This is a genomic window from Rhizobium sp. SG_E_25_P2, from assembly GCF_029892285.1.
Classification (GTDB): Bacteria; Pseudomonadota; Alphaproteobacteria; order Rhizobiales; family Rhizobiaceae; genus Rhizobium_E.
Map to the genome: position 1 here is coordinate 105,547 of NZ_JARXVM010000001.1, position 17,115 is coordinate 122,661.

Consider the following 17,115-nt stretch of genomic DNA (forward strand, 5'->3'; position numbering starts at 1 on the left):
AAATGCCGATACCTGCAGCAACGTTTCACAGTCCCACATTATGCATATCTTGGGGACGAATGACCGAATGCGGCATTTTCATCCGGACAATGACCGAGTTCAGCCGCTTCGACAACGTCCAGACGCTGCCGCAAAGCAGGGCCGGCCTCTGGAAATTCCGCCTTTGAGCGCGGCGTCACTCTTGCCCCAGGACGCGCGGCAATTTTGCGAGCACCGCTTGCACGAAACCGTCGCGCACCTCGACCGGCTCAAGGCCGCGCGGCTCATAGACGTGGCGATGCAGGAAAAACTGCGTCATGCGGAAGGCTTCGATGAGCCCATCTCGATCCGCCGCACGCTTCGACTGCGCCTTGAGAAATTCCGGTAGGCGAAACAGCCGGTCGGCAAAGGGCAGGCCAGCGTCACGGCAAACGGCGCGTCCAGATTTCGGCGAAACATAATCGAGCGCGTCGCGCGAGCCGGTGGCGGCGCATTGAGCCAGATCCAGACCGAAGCCGAGATCCTCCAGCACCGCGAGTTCGAAGCGGACATAGAGTTCGCCGGCTTCGGCGGCTGCGCCGAGATGATCGAGCGTGATATTGAGCATGTCATAGAGATGCGGATGCGGATCGCGCTCCGGCAGAAGCCGCAGCAGCGCCCCGATCGCCTGCACGCCATTGAGGCTGATCGCGTCCTCCATCAGCTGCGCGGCGCGGAAGTTCAGCGGCTCCATCGAGAAATGGCCGAGATGCTCTTCGAGCCTGGCGCGCCAGGTAGCCTCCACGAGATTGCCGGGCTGCAGCAGCGGTTGCATGCTGCGCGATCGGCCGTTGCGCAACACGCCGAGATGGCGGCCGCGCGTCTTCGTCATCACTTCGGCGATGACAGAGCCCTCGCCATGTCGCTTGACGCCGAGGATGACGGCTTCATCCGTCCACTGCATGAAGCGACCGTTTCTCTTCTGCGGCGGCGCGGCGCCAGCAGCCATCCATATGATCATTGACCAGACCCATCGCCTGCATGAAGGCGTAGATGGTGGTGGGACCGACAAAACTCCAGCCGCGCTTTTTCAGATCCTTGGAGAGACGGATCGAGGTCGGCGAAGTCGGATTGGCGCGAGCCCAATCCAGCGTCATGATTTCGGGACGTTCGCCATCGGGCGGGACGAAGCCCCAGAAATAGTCCGTCAGCGACCCGAATTCGGCTTTGAGGTCTAGAGCGCGGCGGGCATTGTTAATGGTCGAGACGATCTTGCCGCGGTGGCGAACGATGCCGGCATCCGCCAGAAGCCGTTCGATATCGGCCTCATCGAATGCCGCCACGCGTTCGGGCTCGAAATTGGCGAAAGCGGCGCGAAAATTATCTCGCTTGCGAAGAATGGTCAGCCAGGACAGGCCCGACTGAAAACCTTCAAGGCAGATTTTTTCAAATAGCCGCCGGTCATCGCGCACCGGATAGCCCCATTCCTCGTCATGATAGCGCATATAGTCGTCAAGGCCGCCGCACCAGCTGCAGCGATGCCTGCCATCCTCGCCTTCGATCAGGCCTGCGCCCGCCATTTTCGCCTCCGAATCCGCTTTATCCGCCTGTTTAGCATTGCCTAACCATGTTTCAAAACCCGGCGCTAACCCTGACAAAAGCTTTCCGGCCTCGTTCGAATTGGAATGAACGGGCGTTAACCATTCGCTTGCCGGCGGGGCGGATGGTGAAACTCCATACGTCAAACCTTTCCGCGAGTCGCGTTCATGACCAGATCGAGATTGCTTCTGACAGCATTGCTTTCCCTTGCCGCCTCCACTGTAATCGCCGAAGATCGCTACAAGGTGGTTCGCCCCGTCATCATCGAATCCGGCATCGCCGGCCAATGGATGATGCAGCTCGGCGGTCCGGTGCGCGGACAGGTGGTGAGGCGCGTGGAACAGGGTCAGCCGATGCGCATGACCCAGCCGCGCAGGCTCAAGCGGCAATTGGCTGTCGAACCGCAGGCGCAGATGCAGCAGGCCGCCTATCATCCCGAGCGTCCGGCCGTGAACGCCATCGAGCCGCAATTCCTGCCACAAACACTGGCCTATGAAACCAAGTACAAGCCTGGCACGATCATCATCGACACCAACAATCGCTTTCTCTACCTGGTCATGAGCAATGGTCAGGCGCGCCGCTATGGCGTCGGCGTCGGAAAGCCCGGTTTCGAATGGGCGGGCGAGCACAAGATCACCCGTAAGGCGGAATGGCCGGAATGGCATCCGCCCAAGGAAATGATCGAGCGCGAGGCGGCCAAGGGCCACTATCTGCCTGTCAGCATGGAAGGCGGCGAAGCCAATCCGCTCGGCGCCCGCGCCATGTATCTCGGTTCGACGCTGTATCGCATCCACGGCACCAATGCGCCCTGGACGATCGGCTACGCCGTGTCCTCGGGCTGCATCCGCATGCGCAACGAAGATGTAGTCGACCTATACGAGCGGGTGAAGGTCGGAACACGCGTCATCGTTTTGTAAACTCTGACTTTTCACGGCATCGTGAAGCCGTAGTTCTGATCGGACTGCGGCTGAAGCGCTTGAATTTGCCGCGGCAACAGGTAGTTTCTTAACAAATCCTAAACTTCGGGGGAATTTCCATGAACGTCCGAACCTTTACCGCCGCCGCCATGGGCGTGGCGATGTCCGCATTCCTGACCGCCGGCGCGGCGCAGGCCTTCACCCTGTCGCAGAGCGCGACCCCGGCGCGGACCACCGGCGACGTGCAGCTTGTCGCGGTGCAGAAGCAGCCAGCGCAGAAATTCCAGCGTCGCGTCGTCAAGCTCGACACCACGGAAAAGCCGGGCACGATCATTATCGACACCAACAACAAGTTCCTCTACCTCGTCGAAAGCAAGGGCAAGGCGACGCGCTACGGCATTGGCGTCGGCCGCGAAGGCTACGGCTGGTCGGGCGTGGTCAAGGTGCAGCGTAAGGCGGAATGGCCGCGCTGGGTGCCGCCGAAGGAAATGATCGCGCGCGAGCGCAAAAAGGGCCATATTCTCCCCGAATATCAGGACGGCGGCATCGACAATCCGCTCGGCGCTCGCGCCCTCTATCTCTACAAGGGCAAGTCGGACACCGGTTTCCGCATCCACGGCACCAACCAGCCCTGGACGATTGGCCTCAATATGTCGTCAGGCTGCATCCGCATGATGAACAAGGATGTCGAACATCTCTATTCGCGCGCATCCATCGGCACGAAGGTCATCGTCGTCGGCCCCGGCAACAAGCAGGGCAAAGTGCAGTTCGCCGATAAGGGCGTCGATCATTTCCGCCAGCTCTTCGCAGCCTTCGGCGGCTGATACGCGCGACGCGTCCGGATGATCACGCGCGTCAGTCGCGCGTGATGTTCGACAATTTTTACGGAAACCCAGCTTGTTGTCGCAATCGTCTGTCACGAATCAGTCCTAGCCTCTTCGTCATGGGAAAGTGAAGCCGGGCAAAGCAGGGATTGGCGATGGCGAACAAGACGATGATGGCGGTGATCGCAGTCGGCGCGACCGTAATGTCGGTTTCTCCGGCTTTGGCCGATCCTGTGATTTCTGTTTACGGCGGATTGCAGTCGGCGACCGACAGCGATGTCGACACCACCGACGGCGTGCATTTCTCGGCGGATTGGGAAGGAAAATCCTTTTCCAACCCGCCTTATTGGGGTGTGCGCGGCACTTACTGGCTCGACGATTTCGGTTATGATGCGTTCGGCGTCAGCCTCGATTACAGCCATACGAAAGTGTACGCCGGCAAATCGACCCTGCGCGACGAAACGCCCGGCTGGACCCACCTCGAATTCACCGATGGCCTGAACCTGGTGACGCTGAACGCGCTTTATCGCTTTCAGGACAAAGGCCGCGCATGGACGCCCTATATCGGTGCGGGCGCGGGCGTGAATATTCCGCATGTCGAGGTTATCAGGCCGTCCGGCAAGACATGGGATTACCAGCTTGGCGGCATGACGGCGCAGGCGCTGGCGGGAGTGGATTACAAGGTCACCGAGCGCATTTCCGTCTTCACGGAATACAAATTCGATTATTCGCATGTGGATGTCGACATCGATTCCGGCGCAGGTCTCAAAACCAACATTCTGAGCAACGCCGTCAATTTCGGCCTGTCCTATAGGTTCTGACGGCGGCGCGCTCAGCCAAGGGCGGCGGGTTTTTCGCCGCCATAGGCCCAGTTCAACAGTTGCACCGTGTGGACAATAGGCGCGCCCGCGGCGTCGGCGATCTGGGTGATGCAGCCGAGATTGCCGGCGGCGATCACATCAGGTTTCACCGCTTTGAGATTGCGAACCTTGCGCTCCTTCAGCGCGGAGGAGATCTCAGGCTGCAGCATGTTGTAGGTGCCGGCGGAGCCGCAGCAGAGATGCCCCTCGGCGGGATCGACAACGGTAAATCCTGCTTTACGCAGGAGGGACTTCGGCTGCAGCGTGATCTTCTGGCCATGTTGAAGCGAACAGGCGGCGTGATAGGCGACGCGGGTCCCCTGCTGTTCCAACTCCGGCAGGTCGAGGAGATCGAGCATCTCGGTCACATCGCGCGCGAGCGCCGCCACGCGGCTGGCCTTGGCGGCATAGACGGGATCGGATTTGAGCATATGGCCGTAATCCTTGATGGTCGTGCCGCAGCCCGAACCGGTGATCACGATCGCATCAAGGCCATCGCCATCCATCTCGGCGATCCAGGCGTCGATATTGCGGCGAGCCGAGGCCAGCGCCGGCTCCTCATGGCCCATATGGTGGCGAAGCGAGCCGCAGCAGCCCTCCCCTTTCGGCAGCACGACCTCGACGCCGAAACGCGTCATCAGTTCGATCGCCGCCTTGTTGATCCCGGGATCCATCACGGATTGGACGCAGCCGGTCAAAAGCGCGACCCGCTTCCGCTTCTCGCCTTCAGCTGCAAATCGTCCAGGCACAGCATAAGGTGATGGCGCAGGAAGGCTTGCGGGCGCAAGATCGAGCATTGCGCCGAAGGGGCGCAGGGCCGGAACGCGCTTCATCACGCCCGCAAAGGGCTTTGCCAGTTTCGCCGCCGTCATGGCGCTGCGGAACAATCTTGGCGATGGCATCAGCCAGGCGAGAACCGCCCGTTGCAGGCGCGTCATCAGCGGGCGTCTATAGGTCTTTTCGACATGCACGCGGGCATGGTCGATGAGATGCATGTAATCCACGCCTGACGGACAGGTGGTGGTGCAGGCAAGACAAGAGAGACAGCGATCGACATGGGTCGCTACCGTCTCATCTGCCTGCCGGTCGTTCTCCAGCATGTCCTTGATCAGATAGATGCGCCCGCGCGGACTGTCGAGTTCGTTGCCGAGCGTTACATAGGTCGGACAGGTGGCGGTGCAGAAGCCGCAATGCACGCATTTGCGCAGGATCGCCTCGGCCTCCGCCGTCTTGGGATCGGCGAGTTGGGCGAGAGAGAAATTAGTCTGCATCAGGCGGCCCTCGCGCTGGCGGCTGGGCCGGTCATGCGGCCGGGATTGAAGAGGCCCATGGGATCGAAGCTCGTCCGCACGCGCTCAGTGAGAGCGGCAAGCGCCGGCGGCTGCGGTTCGAAGACCGGGATTGCGTCACGTTGAGAGGCTGTCGCCCGGACCAAAGTCGCATGCCCGCCGCCGACATGGCTAATGCCGGCGCGCAACAAATCCGCTTCGGGCTCGGCCTCCATTCTCAACCAGACAAGACCGCCCTGCCAATCGTAATAGCCATCGACGCCCGTTTGCATCCGCAGCATCGACAAGAGCTTTTCTCCGGCCATAGGCGCAACCGAGACTTTCCAGATCGGGCGCTCCAGGCCATCGGCATGAAAGGGCTTGATGTCACGGATTTCTCGCCAGAGGGCTTGGCTTTCCTCACGACCTAGTTCGGAAAGAGGACAGAGACGTTCGAAAGCAGCCTTGAGTTTCGCCATTCTCTCGGAAACCGAGAAAGCCAGCCCCTCGAGCCTGAGGGCCACCGCTGCGCCTTCCGGCAGCGCGCCAGTCAGAAATCTGCCCTTGCAGCTTTCCGGAAGGTAAGCGGCGCCTGAAATTTCGAGCGGCAGGGCCATGGCCTTTGCCATCGCCGCGGAAGCAGCTTCATCGTCGAGTCCGGAGAGGATCAGACTCGCGCTCGTCTCGGGACGAGGCAACACTTTGAAGGTCAGTTCGGTCATCAGCCCGAGCGTGCCGAAGGCGCCGGCCATCAGTTTGACGAGATCAAGGCCGGTGACATTCTTCATCACCCGCCCGCCCGCCTGGACGATTTCGCCGCGGCCATTGACGACGCGCAGCCCCAAAAGATGATCGCGCGCGGCGCCCGACTGGAATCGACGAGGACCCGAGAGATTGCAAGCGAACAGGCCGCCGATGGTCGGCTCGCCTGAAGACCCCAAAAGCGCCCGGTAATCCGGCGGCTCGAAGGCCAGCATCTGGCCTTTGTCCGCAAGCGCCGCCTCGATCTCCGCAAGCGGCGTTCCCGCCTTGGCGGTCATCACCATCTCGGCGGGATTGTAAGACAGAATGCCGGTCATGCCGCGCATGGAGAGCGTCGCGTCGGCTTGAACGCGATGGCCGATGCCGCGCTTGGTTCCGCCGCCGGTGATCTCCACTGTCGTCTTGCCGGCGAGGCAGGCGCGAACAGTCTCGACGCATTCGATTTCGTGGCGAGGTTCAAGGCGCGTCATCGCTGCCGTCCTTCGAGGGGAAACACTTTGGAGGGGTTCATCAGCCATTGCGGATCAAAGGCGTCGCGGGTGCGCATCTGCTGGACCAGATCGGCCTCTGCATATTGATGCCGCATCAGATCGCGCTTTTCGACGCCGACGCCATGCTCGCCAGTCAGGCAGCCGCCGTGATCAACGCAGAGGCGAAGAATGTCGTTGCCGGCGGCTTCGGCTTTGGCCGCCTCTTCGGGGTCGTTGATGTTGTAAAGGATCAGCGGATGCATGTTGCCGTCACCGGCATGGAAGACATTGGCGACGCGCAGGCCATAGCGGGCGCAGATGTCATAGGTGCCCTTGAGCACATTGGTGAGTTCCGACAGCGGCACGGTGCCGTCCATGCAGATGTAATCGGCGATGCGGCCCGTGGCGCCGAAAGCGGATTTGCGGCCTTTCCAGATCGCCGCGGCCTCCATCGCCGATTGGCTCTCCTTGACGGTCTTGACGCCGTGGCGGCGGGCGATGTCTATGATGCTTTTCAGCATCGCATCCATCTCGGTCTCGGAGCCCTCGACCTCGACGATCAGCAGCGCATCGACATCCATGGGATAGCCGGCCTTAGCGAAAGCTTCGCAGATCTCGATCGCCGGCTTGTCCATGAATTCGATCGCGACGGGGATCACGCCCGCGCCGATGATGTCAGAGACGCAGGCCGTCGCCTCCTCCGCGCTCGGAAAGCCGAACAGCACCGGACGCGCGCCTTCCGGCTTGGCGAGCAGCCGCACCGTCGCTTCGGTAACGATGCCCAACTGCCCCTCGGAGCCGCAGACCAGGCCGATGAGATCGAGACCGCCCGCATCGAGCGCCTTGCCACCGAGTTCGATCACCGTTCCGTCGAACAGCACGACCCTGACGCCGAGGAGATTGTTGGTTGTCACGCCATATTTCAGGCAGTGGGCGCCGCCGGAATTCATGCCGATATTGCCGCCGATGGTGCAGGCGAGCTGCGAACTCGGATCGGGCGCATAAAAAAAGCCATCGCCGCCGACCGCATCGGAAATCGACAGATTGGTAACGCCGGCCTGCACGCGGGCGCAGCGATTGGGCAGATCCACCTCCAGAATGCGGTTCATGCGGGTGAGCGCGACGACCACCGCATCCTGCTGCGGAATGGCGCCGCCCGACAGCGAGGTTCCCGCCCCGCGCGGCACCACCGGCACGGAATAGCGCGCGCAATATTTCATCAGCGCAGCGACATCTTCCGTGCTGCGCGGCAAGGCCACGGCAAGCGGCAGATTGCGGCAGGCGATGAAGCCGTCGGTCTCGAAGGGAGTCAGCTCGCGCGGATCGGAGAGGATGCAATCCTTGCCGATGAGATCCTTGAGGTCGGCGACGATCATGTCGCGTTTGGACAGCACCGCCGGATCCGGCGGCAGAAATGCGAGCGATGTCATGGTCAGACCTCCCCTTGTTGCGCCAGTGTCCCGATCCCATCGGGCGCGTCAACTGCTTCATCGTCGCAATCGACCAGACCTTGGTCCAATCCACGACAATGCTCTCTTGCCTCAACGGGAAACAATCGGCTTAAACTATGGCCGACTTGGGGAGAATGTCATGACCAATCTCGGCGATCTCGAAATCTTCACGCGCGTCGTCGCCTCTGGCTCGATGTCGGAGGCCGCCCGCGAGCTCGGATTGCAGACGCCTGTTATCTCCAAGCGCATCAAGCGGCTGGAAGAGCGGCTGGGGTCGCGGCTGTTTCATCGCACCACGCGTCAGATTTCACTGACCGAGGCAGGGGAAGGTTTTCATGAGCGGGTGCTTGCGGCGCTGGCCGGGCTGGAGGAGGCGGAGGCCTTTCTCGCCGGACGGTCGAGCGCCGTGACAGGACGTCTGCGCGTTTCTGCGCCGACGTCCTTCGGCCGCATGCATATCGCGCCTTATCTCACCCGCTTCTTCTCGCTCTATCCTGACGTCGAACTGCAACTGACGCTGACCGACGCCTTTCAGGATCTCGTCGCAGAAGGCTTCGATCTCGCTATCCGCATCGGCGAATTGCCGAGTTCGAGCCTGGTCGCCCGCAAGCTCGCGGCTGTCAGGCGCATCCTCTGCGCCACGCCAGACTATGTTGAGCGCCATGGGACGCCGGCGGCGATTGAGGATCTGGAACAGCATGTCTGTATTCCCGCCCACAACAATGCCTACTGGCATCTGAGCGGGCCGAATGGGCCTGTGGCGCTCAGGCCCGTCGGGCCTCTGTCCACCAATTCCAGCGAAGTGGTGCGCGAGGCGGTGCTGTCGGGTTTGGGCATCGCTTTTCGGTCCACCTGGGATGTCGGGCCCGATGTGCGCGCCGGCAGACTTGTTCAGGTCTTGCCGGATTGGGAGGGATCGTCGGATGTCGGCCTCTATGCGGTCTATCCGTCACGCCAGCATCTGCCAGCCAAGGTGCGCGCTTTCATCGATTTCCTCGCGGATCTCTATGGCCCACAGCCTTACTGGGACAAATCCTCGCTATAGAGTCGCGCATCGCTCAACAGGCGCCAATAGCCGTATTTGCGTGCGTGCTTGGTCTCCAGCGCATCCATGAAGTCGTCATGGCTGACAACCGGCGCATTCGCTGGAAGTTTCTCGTCGAATATATCGAGGCTCAGCGTCCACATCGCGGCGTCGGCATAAGAATCCATCAGCGAACGATCGAGCACGCTGGTGATGAGCGCCCGGTAGAGTATGGTGGCGGCCAGAGGCGAGCTTTCGCCCAGTTGTTCGGCGGCGGGTTCGAGCGCGCGTTCGCGACGCCCATCCCAGGCGCTCCTATGCCGCAGCACATGCTGTTCGGCGAGATCCATGCGCGGCCAATCGAGATAGAAGCGGAGCGCGTCATAGATGCGATCGCTGGACGCCACCAACTTCAGCGCCCTGTCCATTTCGTCGAATTCATCGAAATCGTCGAGCTTGGCGATGTGCCGGCGCAGCATGTCGGCGTCGAAGCTTTCGAGGAAGAATTTCCATCGCGCCTCGCGCGCTTCGTCCTTGCGCTTGAGGCCATCGAGAATGTCGGCTTCCAGCAGGCGAAGCTCCCGCAATTGATGATTGCCGGCCACCTGATGGAATTCGCCCTCGGCATAGATCAGCCTGGGACCCTTGATGATCTTGCGGGCCCAGGTCAGCGCCTCCTCGTGGCGCTTGGCCTCATGCAGCATCAGCGCGGTGCTGTAGGGGTCCTGATAGCGATCGGGTTTTATGGCCTCCAGCCGGATGTAATTGTCGGCGTCGCCACGAGCGCGATACAGCTGCTGCAACAGGCGCGGCAACATGAGGCCGGGCTCCTTGCCGGAAATCTCCTTGAGCAACACCTGCTCCCAGGCGTCGGATGCCGGTTGCGAAAGCCCCACCAGAATGGATTCGAACAGGCCGGCGCGCTCGTGATACCGGTCCCGCTTGCGCTCTCGCTCGATCAAGGGGACCAGAGCGATCTGGTCCTTCTCCGGCAGGTTAAGGACCAGATCGCGCGCCGCCGCCTCCGCTTCCGCAATGATCTTCATCAGCCGCGCGCTATCGGAACGGAGCCGACGCTCGATGCTTGTCCTCAAGCCCATAATTCGAAACATGCGCTCTGTCGCGGCCCTGGGATCGAGCGCGGCGAGTTCGGACTGGACGTTGCGGATGAGGCCGGCGATCTCGACCCCAAGATCCTTGGCGCGGGCGCTGTTGATCGAGGTCTTGGCCGTTTCCAGCGCCGTCAGGCGCTTGTCGATCAGCGCAGCGATTTCCTCTGGCCCCGACGTGCCGGCAAGCGCGGCCTGCAGCCGCGCCTTCAGCGCCTTGTTGGAGCCCGCTTCCTCCAGAAGAATATCAACGAGCTTGTCGAGGCCAAGGGACGAAAGGCCCTTCTTGTCCAGCTTCGCCTGTCGCGCCATGCATCTCGCCTATCCATCCCCGTGTTTCGATCGGATCCGCCGCACCACAAGCCAGACCGAGACGATGGCGACAGGGACGAACAACCCCGTCAGCACGCTCGCATCGATGGGCAGGAGATCATGCCCAAGCGCCTTGGCGACGTAACCGAAGAGACCGACGATATAATAGGAGATGGCCGCAACCGAAAGCCCTTCGACCGTCTGTTGCAGGCGCAGCTGCAATTCGGCGCGGCGGTTCATCGCTGACAGGAGATCGGCGTTCTGCCGTTCAAGCTCGACATCGATCCAGGAGCGCACGAGGCCGGTGGCGCGGGAGAGTTTGCGCGACAGGTTGGCCTGCCGCTCCTCCACAGACTGGCAGGTGCGCATGGCAGGCGCCAGGCGTCGCTCGAGAAAGAAGCCAAGCGTTTCAGAGCCCGGGGTCGCCGTTTCCGCCAGCATGCGGATACGTTCCTGCACGATGCCGTAATAGGCGCGCGACGCGCCGAAGCGATAGAGCGACAGCGCCGCATTGGCCTCAAGGTCAGCAGCCAGCTTGGTGATTTCGCCCAGCGCGGCGTCTGAGCCTGCGCCTGCGCCCGATTTCATGGTCTGCGTAACGGCGGTCAGTCCGTCCTCAATGCGGCGGATCTCCGGCGACAGCGTCTGGGCGAGCGGCAGGCCGAGCATGGCGAGCGTCCGGTATGTCTCGATGTCGAGAAGTCGCTGGGCGAGCGCGCCGACGCCAGCGCGGGTCAAGCCGCGATCGACGAGCAGGATCATCGTCAGGCCATCGCCGTTCTGGCGGAAATCGGTGTAGATCGCCGCCTGCCCGGTCTTGACCTCGCTATGACAGAGGCTCGCGGGATCGAAACTGGCGATCGCCGCATCGGTCTCGGGTCCCTCCGAGCGGATCTCAAGCCGGATGCCGGAGATCAGCGAACCGGGCGGGCGAAAGCCGTCACCGAAGGGATGGCCGAGAATGTCGCCGCCGAACCTGTCCGGCAGCGGCCCATCCCAGAACCAGGTGGAAAATTCCGTATGCTGCTCCCAACGCAGCGTACCCGGCCCCCAGGGCATGGCGTGGTGACGCGCATCGCGACCGGGAGGCGTCAGTCCGCGCTGGCGTGAAAGATCCGCCATCACGGCGTGATCGACGCCCGAGCCGCCATCCAGCATGAAGGCCAGTTGCACGATGATGCGCGGCGACGGCACGAGCACATAGGGCCGGGCGTGAATCTCACCCAGAGCCCGCGCCCGGTCCGGCGCCTGTGGAAAGGTGAACGCCCCGCTGCCCATCCTATGTCTCCCCTGCTGCTCTCATCCTTCCCCTGCCCTCATGCGCTTTGTCAATCGCGGCAGGCCCGCTGCGACAATCCGGCAGACGACCACCTTTAAAGTGGATAATTAATTTGACCACTCTTCAGAAAAGCTGCTAGGCCTGATGCATCTGAGGAATGAGCATGCAGGACGAGATCTTCACATCGATCGATCATCGCAACACGGCAGATGAAGCCGTGCGGCAGATCGAACTGTTGTTGCTGGACGGCGTCCTGTCGAGCGGCGATCGACTGCCGGGGGAACGGGAACTTTCAGAGCGTCTAGAAATCTCGCGGCCGGTGTTGCGGGAAGCGTTGAAGACACTGGAAGAACGGGGATTGCTGGTCAGCCGTCATGGCGGCGGCACCTATGTCGCCGATCTCATCGGCCAGATCTTTTCGCCTGCTGTCTCCGAACTCATCGCCCGGCACGAGCGGCCGACGCGCGACTATCTCGAATATCGCCGGATGCTCGAGGGACATGCCGCCGAGCTCGCGGCCAAGCGGGCGAGCGAGGCGGATAAAGCGCGTCTCTCCGCCATTCTCGACGGCATGGAAAAAGCGCATGCGGACGGGGATTTTCAGGCCGAGGCCGAACGCGACATCGAACTGCATCATGCCATCGGCGAGGCGGCGCACAATATCATCCTCATGCATACGCTGCGCGCCTGTTACAGGCTGTTGAGCCTTGGCATTTTCCATCATCGCCGGCTGATCTTCGACCAAGCCGCGGCGCGCGAAAAACTGTTCCGCCAGCACCGCATCCTCGTCGACGCCATAGTGTCCGGCGACGCCAGCGCCGCGCGCAAGGCCGCCGAGGAGCATATCGATTACGTGGCGGAGACCGCCTCTGAAGCCGCCCGCGCCCATGAGCGCCAGCGCATCGCGGAGATGAGAAATTCCCAACGCGCCGCCGCCAAGGCGGCTCCCCGCCCTGCAAAAGGAAAAATCGCATGAGCATCGACAAGATCCTCACCATCGCCGAGATGAAGGAAAAGGCGCGTCGGCGCGTGCCGAAGATGTTTTTCGACTATGCCGACAGCGGCGCCTGGACCGAAGGCACCTATCGCGCCAATGAGAGCGACTTCGAGAAGATCAAGCTCCGGCAGCGCGTGCTGGTCGACATGACCGGCCGATCGCTCGAAACCACCATGATCGGCCACAAGGTCAAGATGCCGGTGGCGCTCGCGCCCACAGGGCTGACCGGCATGCAGCATGCCGATGGCGAAATGCTGGCGGCGCAGGCGGCGGAAGAATTCGGCGTGCCGTTTACGCTGTCGACCATGTCGATCTGCTCGATCGAGGATGTCGCCTCGGTCACCACCAAACCTTTCTGGTTTCAGCTCTATGTGATGCGCGACCGTGAATTCGTGGAAAACCTGATCAACCGCGCCAAGGCCGCTAAATGCTCGGCGCTGGTGCTGACGCTCGATCTGCAGATTCTCGGCCAGCGCCATAAGGACCTGCGCAACGGCCTGTCCGCGCCGCCGAAATTCACACCGAAGCATATCTATCAAATGGCCACACGGCCGTTCTGGTGCCTGGACATGCTGAAAACCCAGCGTCGGACTTTCCGCAATATCGCCGGCCACGCCAAGAATGTCTCCGACCTTTCGTCCCTGTCGTCCTGGACGGCGGAACAGTTCGATCCGCGCTTATCCTGGAAGGATGTGGCCTGGATCAAGGAAAAGTGGGGCGGCAAGCTGATCCTCAAGGGCATCCTGGATGAGGAAGACGCCCGCGCCGCCGCCGATTCGGGCGCTGACGCCTTGATTGTTTCCAACCACGGCGGCCGTCAGCTCGACGGCGCGCATTCCTCCATCGCCATGCTGCCGCGCATCGTCGACGCCGTCGGCGACAGGATCGAAGTGCATATGGATGGCGGCGTGCGCTCTGGCCAGGACGTGCTGAAGGCCGTGGCGCTCGGCGCCCGCGGCGTCTATATCGGCCGCCCCTTCCTCTATGGCTTGGGCGCGGGCGGTCGGGCCGGCGTGCGCCGCGTGCTCGACATTCTGCACAAAGAGATGGACGTGACCATGGCGCTCTGCGGAAAGCGGCAGGTGTCGGAACTCGATCGCAGCGTCCTGGCAGCCTGAAACATTTATTACAAATCAAATGCCGGCATCATAAGATGAAGCCGGCAATCGCCTTCACGCCGCGGGAACATAATATTGCCTTCGTGGTTCCGTAGCACCGGTTTGACCATTACAGACAAAAAAATCTGTGAAACAGCGTTTTCAGAACATACCTATGTCGACCTACGTCGCCAATGTTTGACGAAACGCTGTTAAGCTGTTTCCAATGTCTTTACCGATTCGAACTGGAGGTTCCCATCCGTTGACGATCCTGTCAGGCATCGCCCAGTCGATGCAACTCATGCTTCGCCGTCCGCAGCGCCGGCAATATGCCGCGCTTTGCTATCGCGATACGCCGGGCGGCGAGCTTGAAATTCTGCTTCTGACAAGCCGAGATACGGGGCGGTGGGTCATCCCCAAAGGTTGGCCAATGGGCGCAAAGGCCGGCCAAGACGTGGCCAGACAGGAAGCGCTTGAGGAAGCGGGCGTGACCGGCGACGCCAGCAGCGTCCCGCTTGGGGTCTACAGCTATCAAAAACGCATGCAGGACGACTTTTCGGTGCCCTGCGGCGTAGAGGTCTATCCGATGCGGGTGACCGGCTTTGTCGACAGTTTCAAGGAGAAGGGCAAACGCCAGCTTGAATGGGTCTCCCCGTCCGAAGCCGCGACCCGCGTGGCGGAGCCCGAACTCAAGGATCTCATCCTGCGTTTTGCCGCATCCCGCCCACCCTCGGCCTGAGAGGTCATCATCACGCAAGCGCGGTGACGCATTGTCGGCATCCGGGCATGATCAAGCTTCAGGGCATCTGGGATGGCGAAATCACCCTATACCGAGCCGACGCTCGACAAGGATCTCCACAAGATCGGCATGATGGAGAGCGCCGCGCAATTCGTGATGAACCGCGCCGCAGCGCCTGCATTCGCCCTCGTCTTCATCATCTGTGCGGCCAGCGCCGCTATCACCATGTCCGCGAGCAGCGGCGGCATGCTGTTTATTGCGGTCGCGTCGGTTATGGCGGCCTATATGGCCATGAATATCGGCGCCAATGACGTAACGAATAATGTCGGAGCGGCTGTCGGCGCGAGGGCGATTTCGCTACGGAACGCTCTCATACTGGCGGCCCTTTGCGAAATTGCCGGCGCTTTCCTCGCCGGCGACCGGGTGGTGGCGACGATCAAGGATGGCATCATCAACACGCGGCTGACGCCCGACCCGGACATGATCATCGTCATCATGGTCAGTGCGCTCTTCGCTGCAGCCGCCTGGATCAACATCGCCACATGGCTGAACGCGCCGGTGTCCACCACTCATTCCATCGTCGGCGGCATCATGGGCGCGGGCGCAGCAATCGCGGGCGCAGGCGCGGTGGATTGGACGCAGCTTGCGGAAATTTCTGCGGGATGGCTGTTTTCCCCGATTGCCGGGGGGATTATTGCCATAGCCTTTTTGTGGTTCATCCAGACCGCCATTCTTTATGCGCAGGATCGACTCGGCGCGGCGATGCGCTGGGTGCCGTTCCTGCTCGCGGTGATGAGCGGCGCTTTCGTGAGCTATCTGCTGCTGCTCGGCTTTGACGGCGGAATCGACCTCACCGCCTGGCAGGCTATCGCCATCGGAACCGTGATCGGCCTGATCGGCTACATCCCCTTTCGGCGCGCGGTCGCCCGTCAATCCGCCGCGCTCGATGCGGCAGATCCATCGATCAAGTCGCTATTTCGTACGCCACTGGTCTTTTCGGCGGCGTTGCTGTCCTTCGCCCATGGCGCCAATGACGTTTCCAATGCCATCGGGCCGCTTTTCGCGGTGGTCGAGGCGTCAGGCATCCAGTCCGTGACAGCCAATCAGGATGCGCCTTTCTGGGTGATGGCGCTCGGCGCCTTCGGCATCTCCATCGGGCTGCTGCTGTTTGGGCCCCGCCTTATCCGCATTGTCGGCAGCCAGATCACCAAGCTCAATCCGATCAGGGCCTTTTGCGTCGCGCTGTCGGCGGCGCTGACGGTCATCGTCGCGTCCGCGCTCGGTCTTCCCGTCAGCTCGACGCATATCGCCGTCGGCTCCGTCTTCGGGGTCGGCCTGTTTCGCGAATGGCATGTGGCGCATTCCTCGCAGCGACGGCTCTATATCGAAGCCAAGGCGCTGAAGGGAGACAAAAAAGCAGCGCGCGAACTCATGGCGTCGCGGGATGCGTCGAAGGCGGCGACACAGGCTGTGGACAACACTTACCGCTATCTGGTGCGCCGGTCCTATCTGTTGTCCATCCTTGCCGCATGGGTGGTGACGGCCCCCGTTTCCGGAGCGCTCGCAGCCGGAATCGCCACCGCCCTCCATAGATTTGTCCAGTGAGGCTTCGATGCGCGCCAATTTTCGAATGCAACGTCTGTATCTTGACGCGCCGATCTCGGCAAACGGGCCAATCCAGGCGACAGACGAGCAGGTCAACTACCTCGCCAATGTACTGAGATTGCAAGAGGCCGCGGAAATCCTGATCTTCAACGGATTTGACGGCGAATGGAAGGCGCGGCTCGCTTTTCAGAGCCGCAAGAAGATCCAGATCATCCCCGAGGAACTCACCCGGCCGCAACCGGAGCAACCGGACCTCCACTATCTCTTCGCGCCGCTGAAGGTCGGTCGGCTCGACTATCTGATCCAGAAATCGGTGGAGATGGGCGCGGGCGTTATCCAGCCAGTGATGACCCAACATGTCCAAGGCAAGATCACGTCGCTCGATCGCCTGAAGGCCAACGCGGTCGAGGCCGCCGAACAGTGCGGCATTTTGGCTATCCCCGAGGTGCGCGAACCCATAAAGCTCGCCACACTCCTTGAGACATGGCCGCCCGATCGCCGTATCATCTATTGCGACGAGGGCGCCGACACGAACAATCCGCTTGACGCGCTCAGAGCAGTAACCGAGAAGAAACTCGCTCTGCTGATAGGACCGGAAGGCGGGTTTTCCGAAGAAGAGCAACGCCTTCTGCGCGGCCTTGAATTTGTGACGCCGATTCCGCTCGGCCCACGGATCCTGCGCGCGGACACTGCCGCAGTCGCGGCTTTCGCCGTGATCCAGGCGGTGATCGGCGACTGGCGCTGATCAAAAAATCTGAACCAGCCTTTCATCCTTTTTGCTTGCAAAACCTATAAAGACAGGTCAAGCACTCTGCCCGACGGCGTGCGGGCGACCGTCAATTTC

At 61.7% G+C, this 17,115-nt stretch carries 16 protein-coding genes; 9 read left to right on the forward strand and 7 right to left on the reverse strand.

Translation table 11 applies throughout. The features are described from left to right. Positions 1 to 175 precede the first annotated feature (175 nt). Positions 176 to 922, reverse strand: a complete 747-nt coding sequence (gene recO / locus M2360_RS00470; protein ID WP_280772405.1) for a DNA repair protein RecO — start codon at positions 920 to 922, stop codon at positions 176 to 178. Then, positions 906 to 1,538, reverse strand: a complete 633-nt coding sequence (locus M2360_RS00475; protein ID WP_280772406.1) for a DNA-3-methyladenine glycosylase I — start codon at positions 1,536 to 1,538, stop codon at positions 906 to 908. Before M2360_RS00475 ends, recO begins: the two co-directional genes overlap by 17 nt. Positions 1,539 to 1,724: 186 nt before the next feature. On the opposite strand from M2360_RS00475, the gene M2360_RS00480 reads away from it, so the two are divergent. The 3 genes from M2360_RS00480 (at position 1,725) to M2360_RS00490 (ending at position 4,119) form a co-directional block, all read left to right on the forward strand. After that, positions 1,725 to 2,474 carry a L,D-transpeptidase gene (locus tag M2360_RS00480; protein WP_280772407.1) on the forward strand — a complete coding sequence of 250 codons (750 nt, stop codon included), beginning with the start codon at positions 1,725 to 1,727 and terminating at the stop codon, positions 2,472 to 2,474. 119 nt (positions 2,475 to 2,593) lie between these two features. Further along, entirely contained in the window at positions 2,594 to 3,298 is a 705-nt protein-coding gene (locus M2360_RS00485; RefSeq protein WP_280772408.1) for a L,D-transpeptidase, read from the forward strand. A gap of 155 nt (positions 3,299 to 3,453) precedes the next feature. Then, positions 3,454 to 4,119 carry an outer membrane beta-barrel protein gene (locus M2360_RS00490; protein WP_280772409.1) on the forward strand — a complete coding sequence of 222 codons (666 nt, stop codon included), beginning with the start codon at positions 3,454 to 3,456 and terminating at the stop codon, positions 4,117 to 4,119. A gap of 11 nt (positions 4,120 to 4,130) precedes the next feature. On the opposite strand, the gene glcF is transcribed toward M2360_RS00490, so the two are convergent. Genes glcF through M2360_RS00505 form a run of 3 tightly spaced genes read right to left on the reverse strand, consistent with a single transcriptional unit; the run spans position 4,131 to position 8,088 of the window. Continuing rightward, positions 4,131 to 5,429, reverse strand: a complete 1,299-nt coding sequence (glcF, locus tag M2360_RS00495; protein ID WP_280772410.1) for a glycolate oxidase subunit GlcF — start codon at positions 5,427 to 5,429, stop codon at positions 4,131 to 4,133. Continuing rightward, positions 5,429 to 6,658, reverse strand: coding sequence for a glycolate oxidase subunit GlcE (gene glcE, locus M2360_RS00500; protein ID WP_280772411.1), 1,230 nt, complete (start codon positions 6,656 to 6,658; stop codon positions 5,429 to 5,431). Before glcE ends, glcF begins: the two co-directional genes overlap by 1 nt. Then, positions 6,655 to 8,088 carry an FAD-linked oxidase C-terminal domain-containing protein gene (locus M2360_RS00505; protein WP_280772412.1) on the reverse strand — a complete coding sequence of 478 codons (1,434 nt, stop codon included), beginning with the start codon at positions 8,086 to 8,088 and terminating at the stop codon, positions 6,655 to 6,657. Before M2360_RS00505 ends, glcE begins: the two co-directional genes overlap by 4 nt. Positions 8,089 to 8,248: 160 nt before the next feature. Here M2360_RS00505 and M2360_RS00510 point away from each other — a divergent pair, with 160 nt between their 5' ends. Then, on the forward strand, positions 8,249 to 9,154 hold the full coding sequence (locus M2360_RS00510; protein ID WP_280772413.1) for a LysR family transcriptional regulator: 906 nt from the start codon (positions 8,249 to 8,251) through the stop codon (positions 9,152 to 9,154). Here the strand turns inward: M2360_RS00510 and M2360_RS00515 are convergent. Next, positions 9,130 to 10,554 carry a DUF6880 family protein gene (locus M2360_RS00515; protein ID WP_280772414.1) on the reverse strand — a complete coding sequence of 475 codons (1,425 nt, stop codon included), beginning with the start codon at positions 10,552 to 10,554 and terminating at the stop codon, positions 9,130 to 9,132. The genes M2360_RS00510 and M2360_RS00515 overlap by 25 nt on opposite strands. Positions 10,555 to 10,563: 9 nt before the next feature. After that, positions 10,564 to 11,832 carry a DUF3422 family protein gene (locus M2360_RS00520; RefSeq protein WP_280772415.1) on the reverse strand — a complete coding sequence of 423 codons (1,269 nt, stop codon included), beginning with the start codon at positions 11,830 to 11,832 and terminating at the stop codon, positions 10,564 to 10,566. A gap of 164 nt (positions 11,833 to 11,996) precedes the next feature. On the opposite strand from M2360_RS00520, the gene M2360_RS00525 reads away from it, so the two are divergent. The 5 genes from M2360_RS00525 (at position 11,997) to M2360_RS00545 (ending at position 17,016) form a co-directional block, all read left to right on the forward strand. Next, entirely contained in the window at positions 11,997 to 12,809 is an 813-nt protein-coding gene (locus tag M2360_RS00525) for a FadR/GntR family transcriptional regulator (protein WP_280772416.1), read from the forward strand. A gap of 2 nt (positions 12,810 to 12,811) precedes the next feature. Further along, entirely contained in the window at positions 12,812 to 13,948 is a 1,137-nt protein-coding gene (locus tag M2360_RS00530) for an alpha-hydroxy acid oxidase (protein WP_280773049.1), read from the forward strand. Positions 13,949 to 14,189: 241 nt separating this feature from the next. After that, complete coding sequence (locus M2360_RS00535) at positions 14,190 to 14,666, forward strand: NUDIX hydrolase (protein WP_280772417.1); 477 nt, start codon at positions 14,190 to 14,192, stop codon at positions 14,664 to 14,666. A gap of 72 nt (positions 14,667 to 14,738) precedes the next feature. Continuing rightward, a complete protein-coding gene (locus M2360_RS00540) occupies positions 14,739 to 16,271 on the forward strand; it encodes an inorganic phosphate transporter (protein ID WP_280772418.1) in 1,533 nt (510 codons plus the stop codon). A 7-nt stretch (positions 16,272 to 16,278) separates the two neighbouring features. After that, positions 16,279 to 17,016, forward strand: coding sequence for a 16S rRNA (uracil(1498)-N(3))-methyltransferase (locus M2360_RS00545; RefSeq protein WP_280772419.1), 738 nt, complete (start codon positions 16,279 to 16,281; stop codon positions 17,014 to 17,016). Positions 17,017 to 17,115 lie beyond the last annotated feature (99 nt).

Coding starts and splice junctions, on each gene's coding strand:
- recO (WP_280772405.1), bottom strand. CDS start 922: ATGCAGTGGACGGATGAAGCCGTCATCCTCGGCGTCAAGCGACATGGC.
- M2360_RS00475 (WP_280772406.1), bottom strand. CDS start 1,538: ATGGCGGGCGCAGGCCTGATCGAAGGCGAGGATGGCAGGCATCGCTGC.
- M2360_RS00480 (WP_280772407.1), top strand. CDS start 1,725: ATGACCAGATCGAGATTGCTTCTGACAGCATTGCTTTCCCTTGCCGCC.
- M2360_RS00485 (WP_280772408.1), top strand. CDS start 2,594: ATGAACGTCCGAACCTTTACCGCCGCCGCCATGGGCGTGGCGATGTCC.
- M2360_RS00490 (WP_280772409.1), top strand. CDS start 3,454: ATGGCGAACAAGACGATGATGGCGGTGATCGCAGTCGGCGCGACCGTA.
- glcF (WP_280772410.1), bottom strand. CDS start 5,429: ATGCAGACTAATTTCTCTCTCGCCCAACTCGCCGATCCCAAGACGGCG.
- glcE (WP_280772411.1), bottom strand. CDS start 6,658: ATGACGCGCCTTGAACCTCGCCACGAAATCGAATGCGTCGAGACTGTT.
- M2360_RS00505 (WP_280772412.1), bottom strand. CDS start 8,088: ATGACATCGCTCGCATTTCTGCCGCCGGATCCGGCGGTGCTGTCCAAA.
- M2360_RS00510 (WP_280772413.1), top strand. CDS start 8,249: ATGACCAATCTCGGCGATCTCGAAATCTTCACGCGCGTCGTCGCCTCT.
- M2360_RS00515 (WP_280772414.1), bottom strand. CDS start 10,554: ATGGCGCGACAGGCGAAGCTGGACAAGAAGGGCCTTTCGTCCCTTGGC.
- M2360_RS00520 (WP_280772415.1), bottom strand. CDS start 11,832: ATGGGCAGCGGGGCGTTCACCTTTCCACAGGCGCCGGACCGGGCGCGG.
- M2360_RS00525 (WP_280772416.1), top strand. CDS start 11,997: ATGCAGGACGAGATCTTCACATCGATCGATCATCGCAACACGGCAGAT.
- M2360_RS00540 (WP_280772418.1), top strand. CDS start 14,739: ATGGCGAAATCACCCTATACCGAGCCGACGCTCGACAAGGATCTCCAC.
- M2360_RS00545 (WP_280772419.1), top strand. CDS start 16,279: ATGCGCGCCAATTTTCGAATGCAACGTCTGTATCTTGACGCGCCGATC.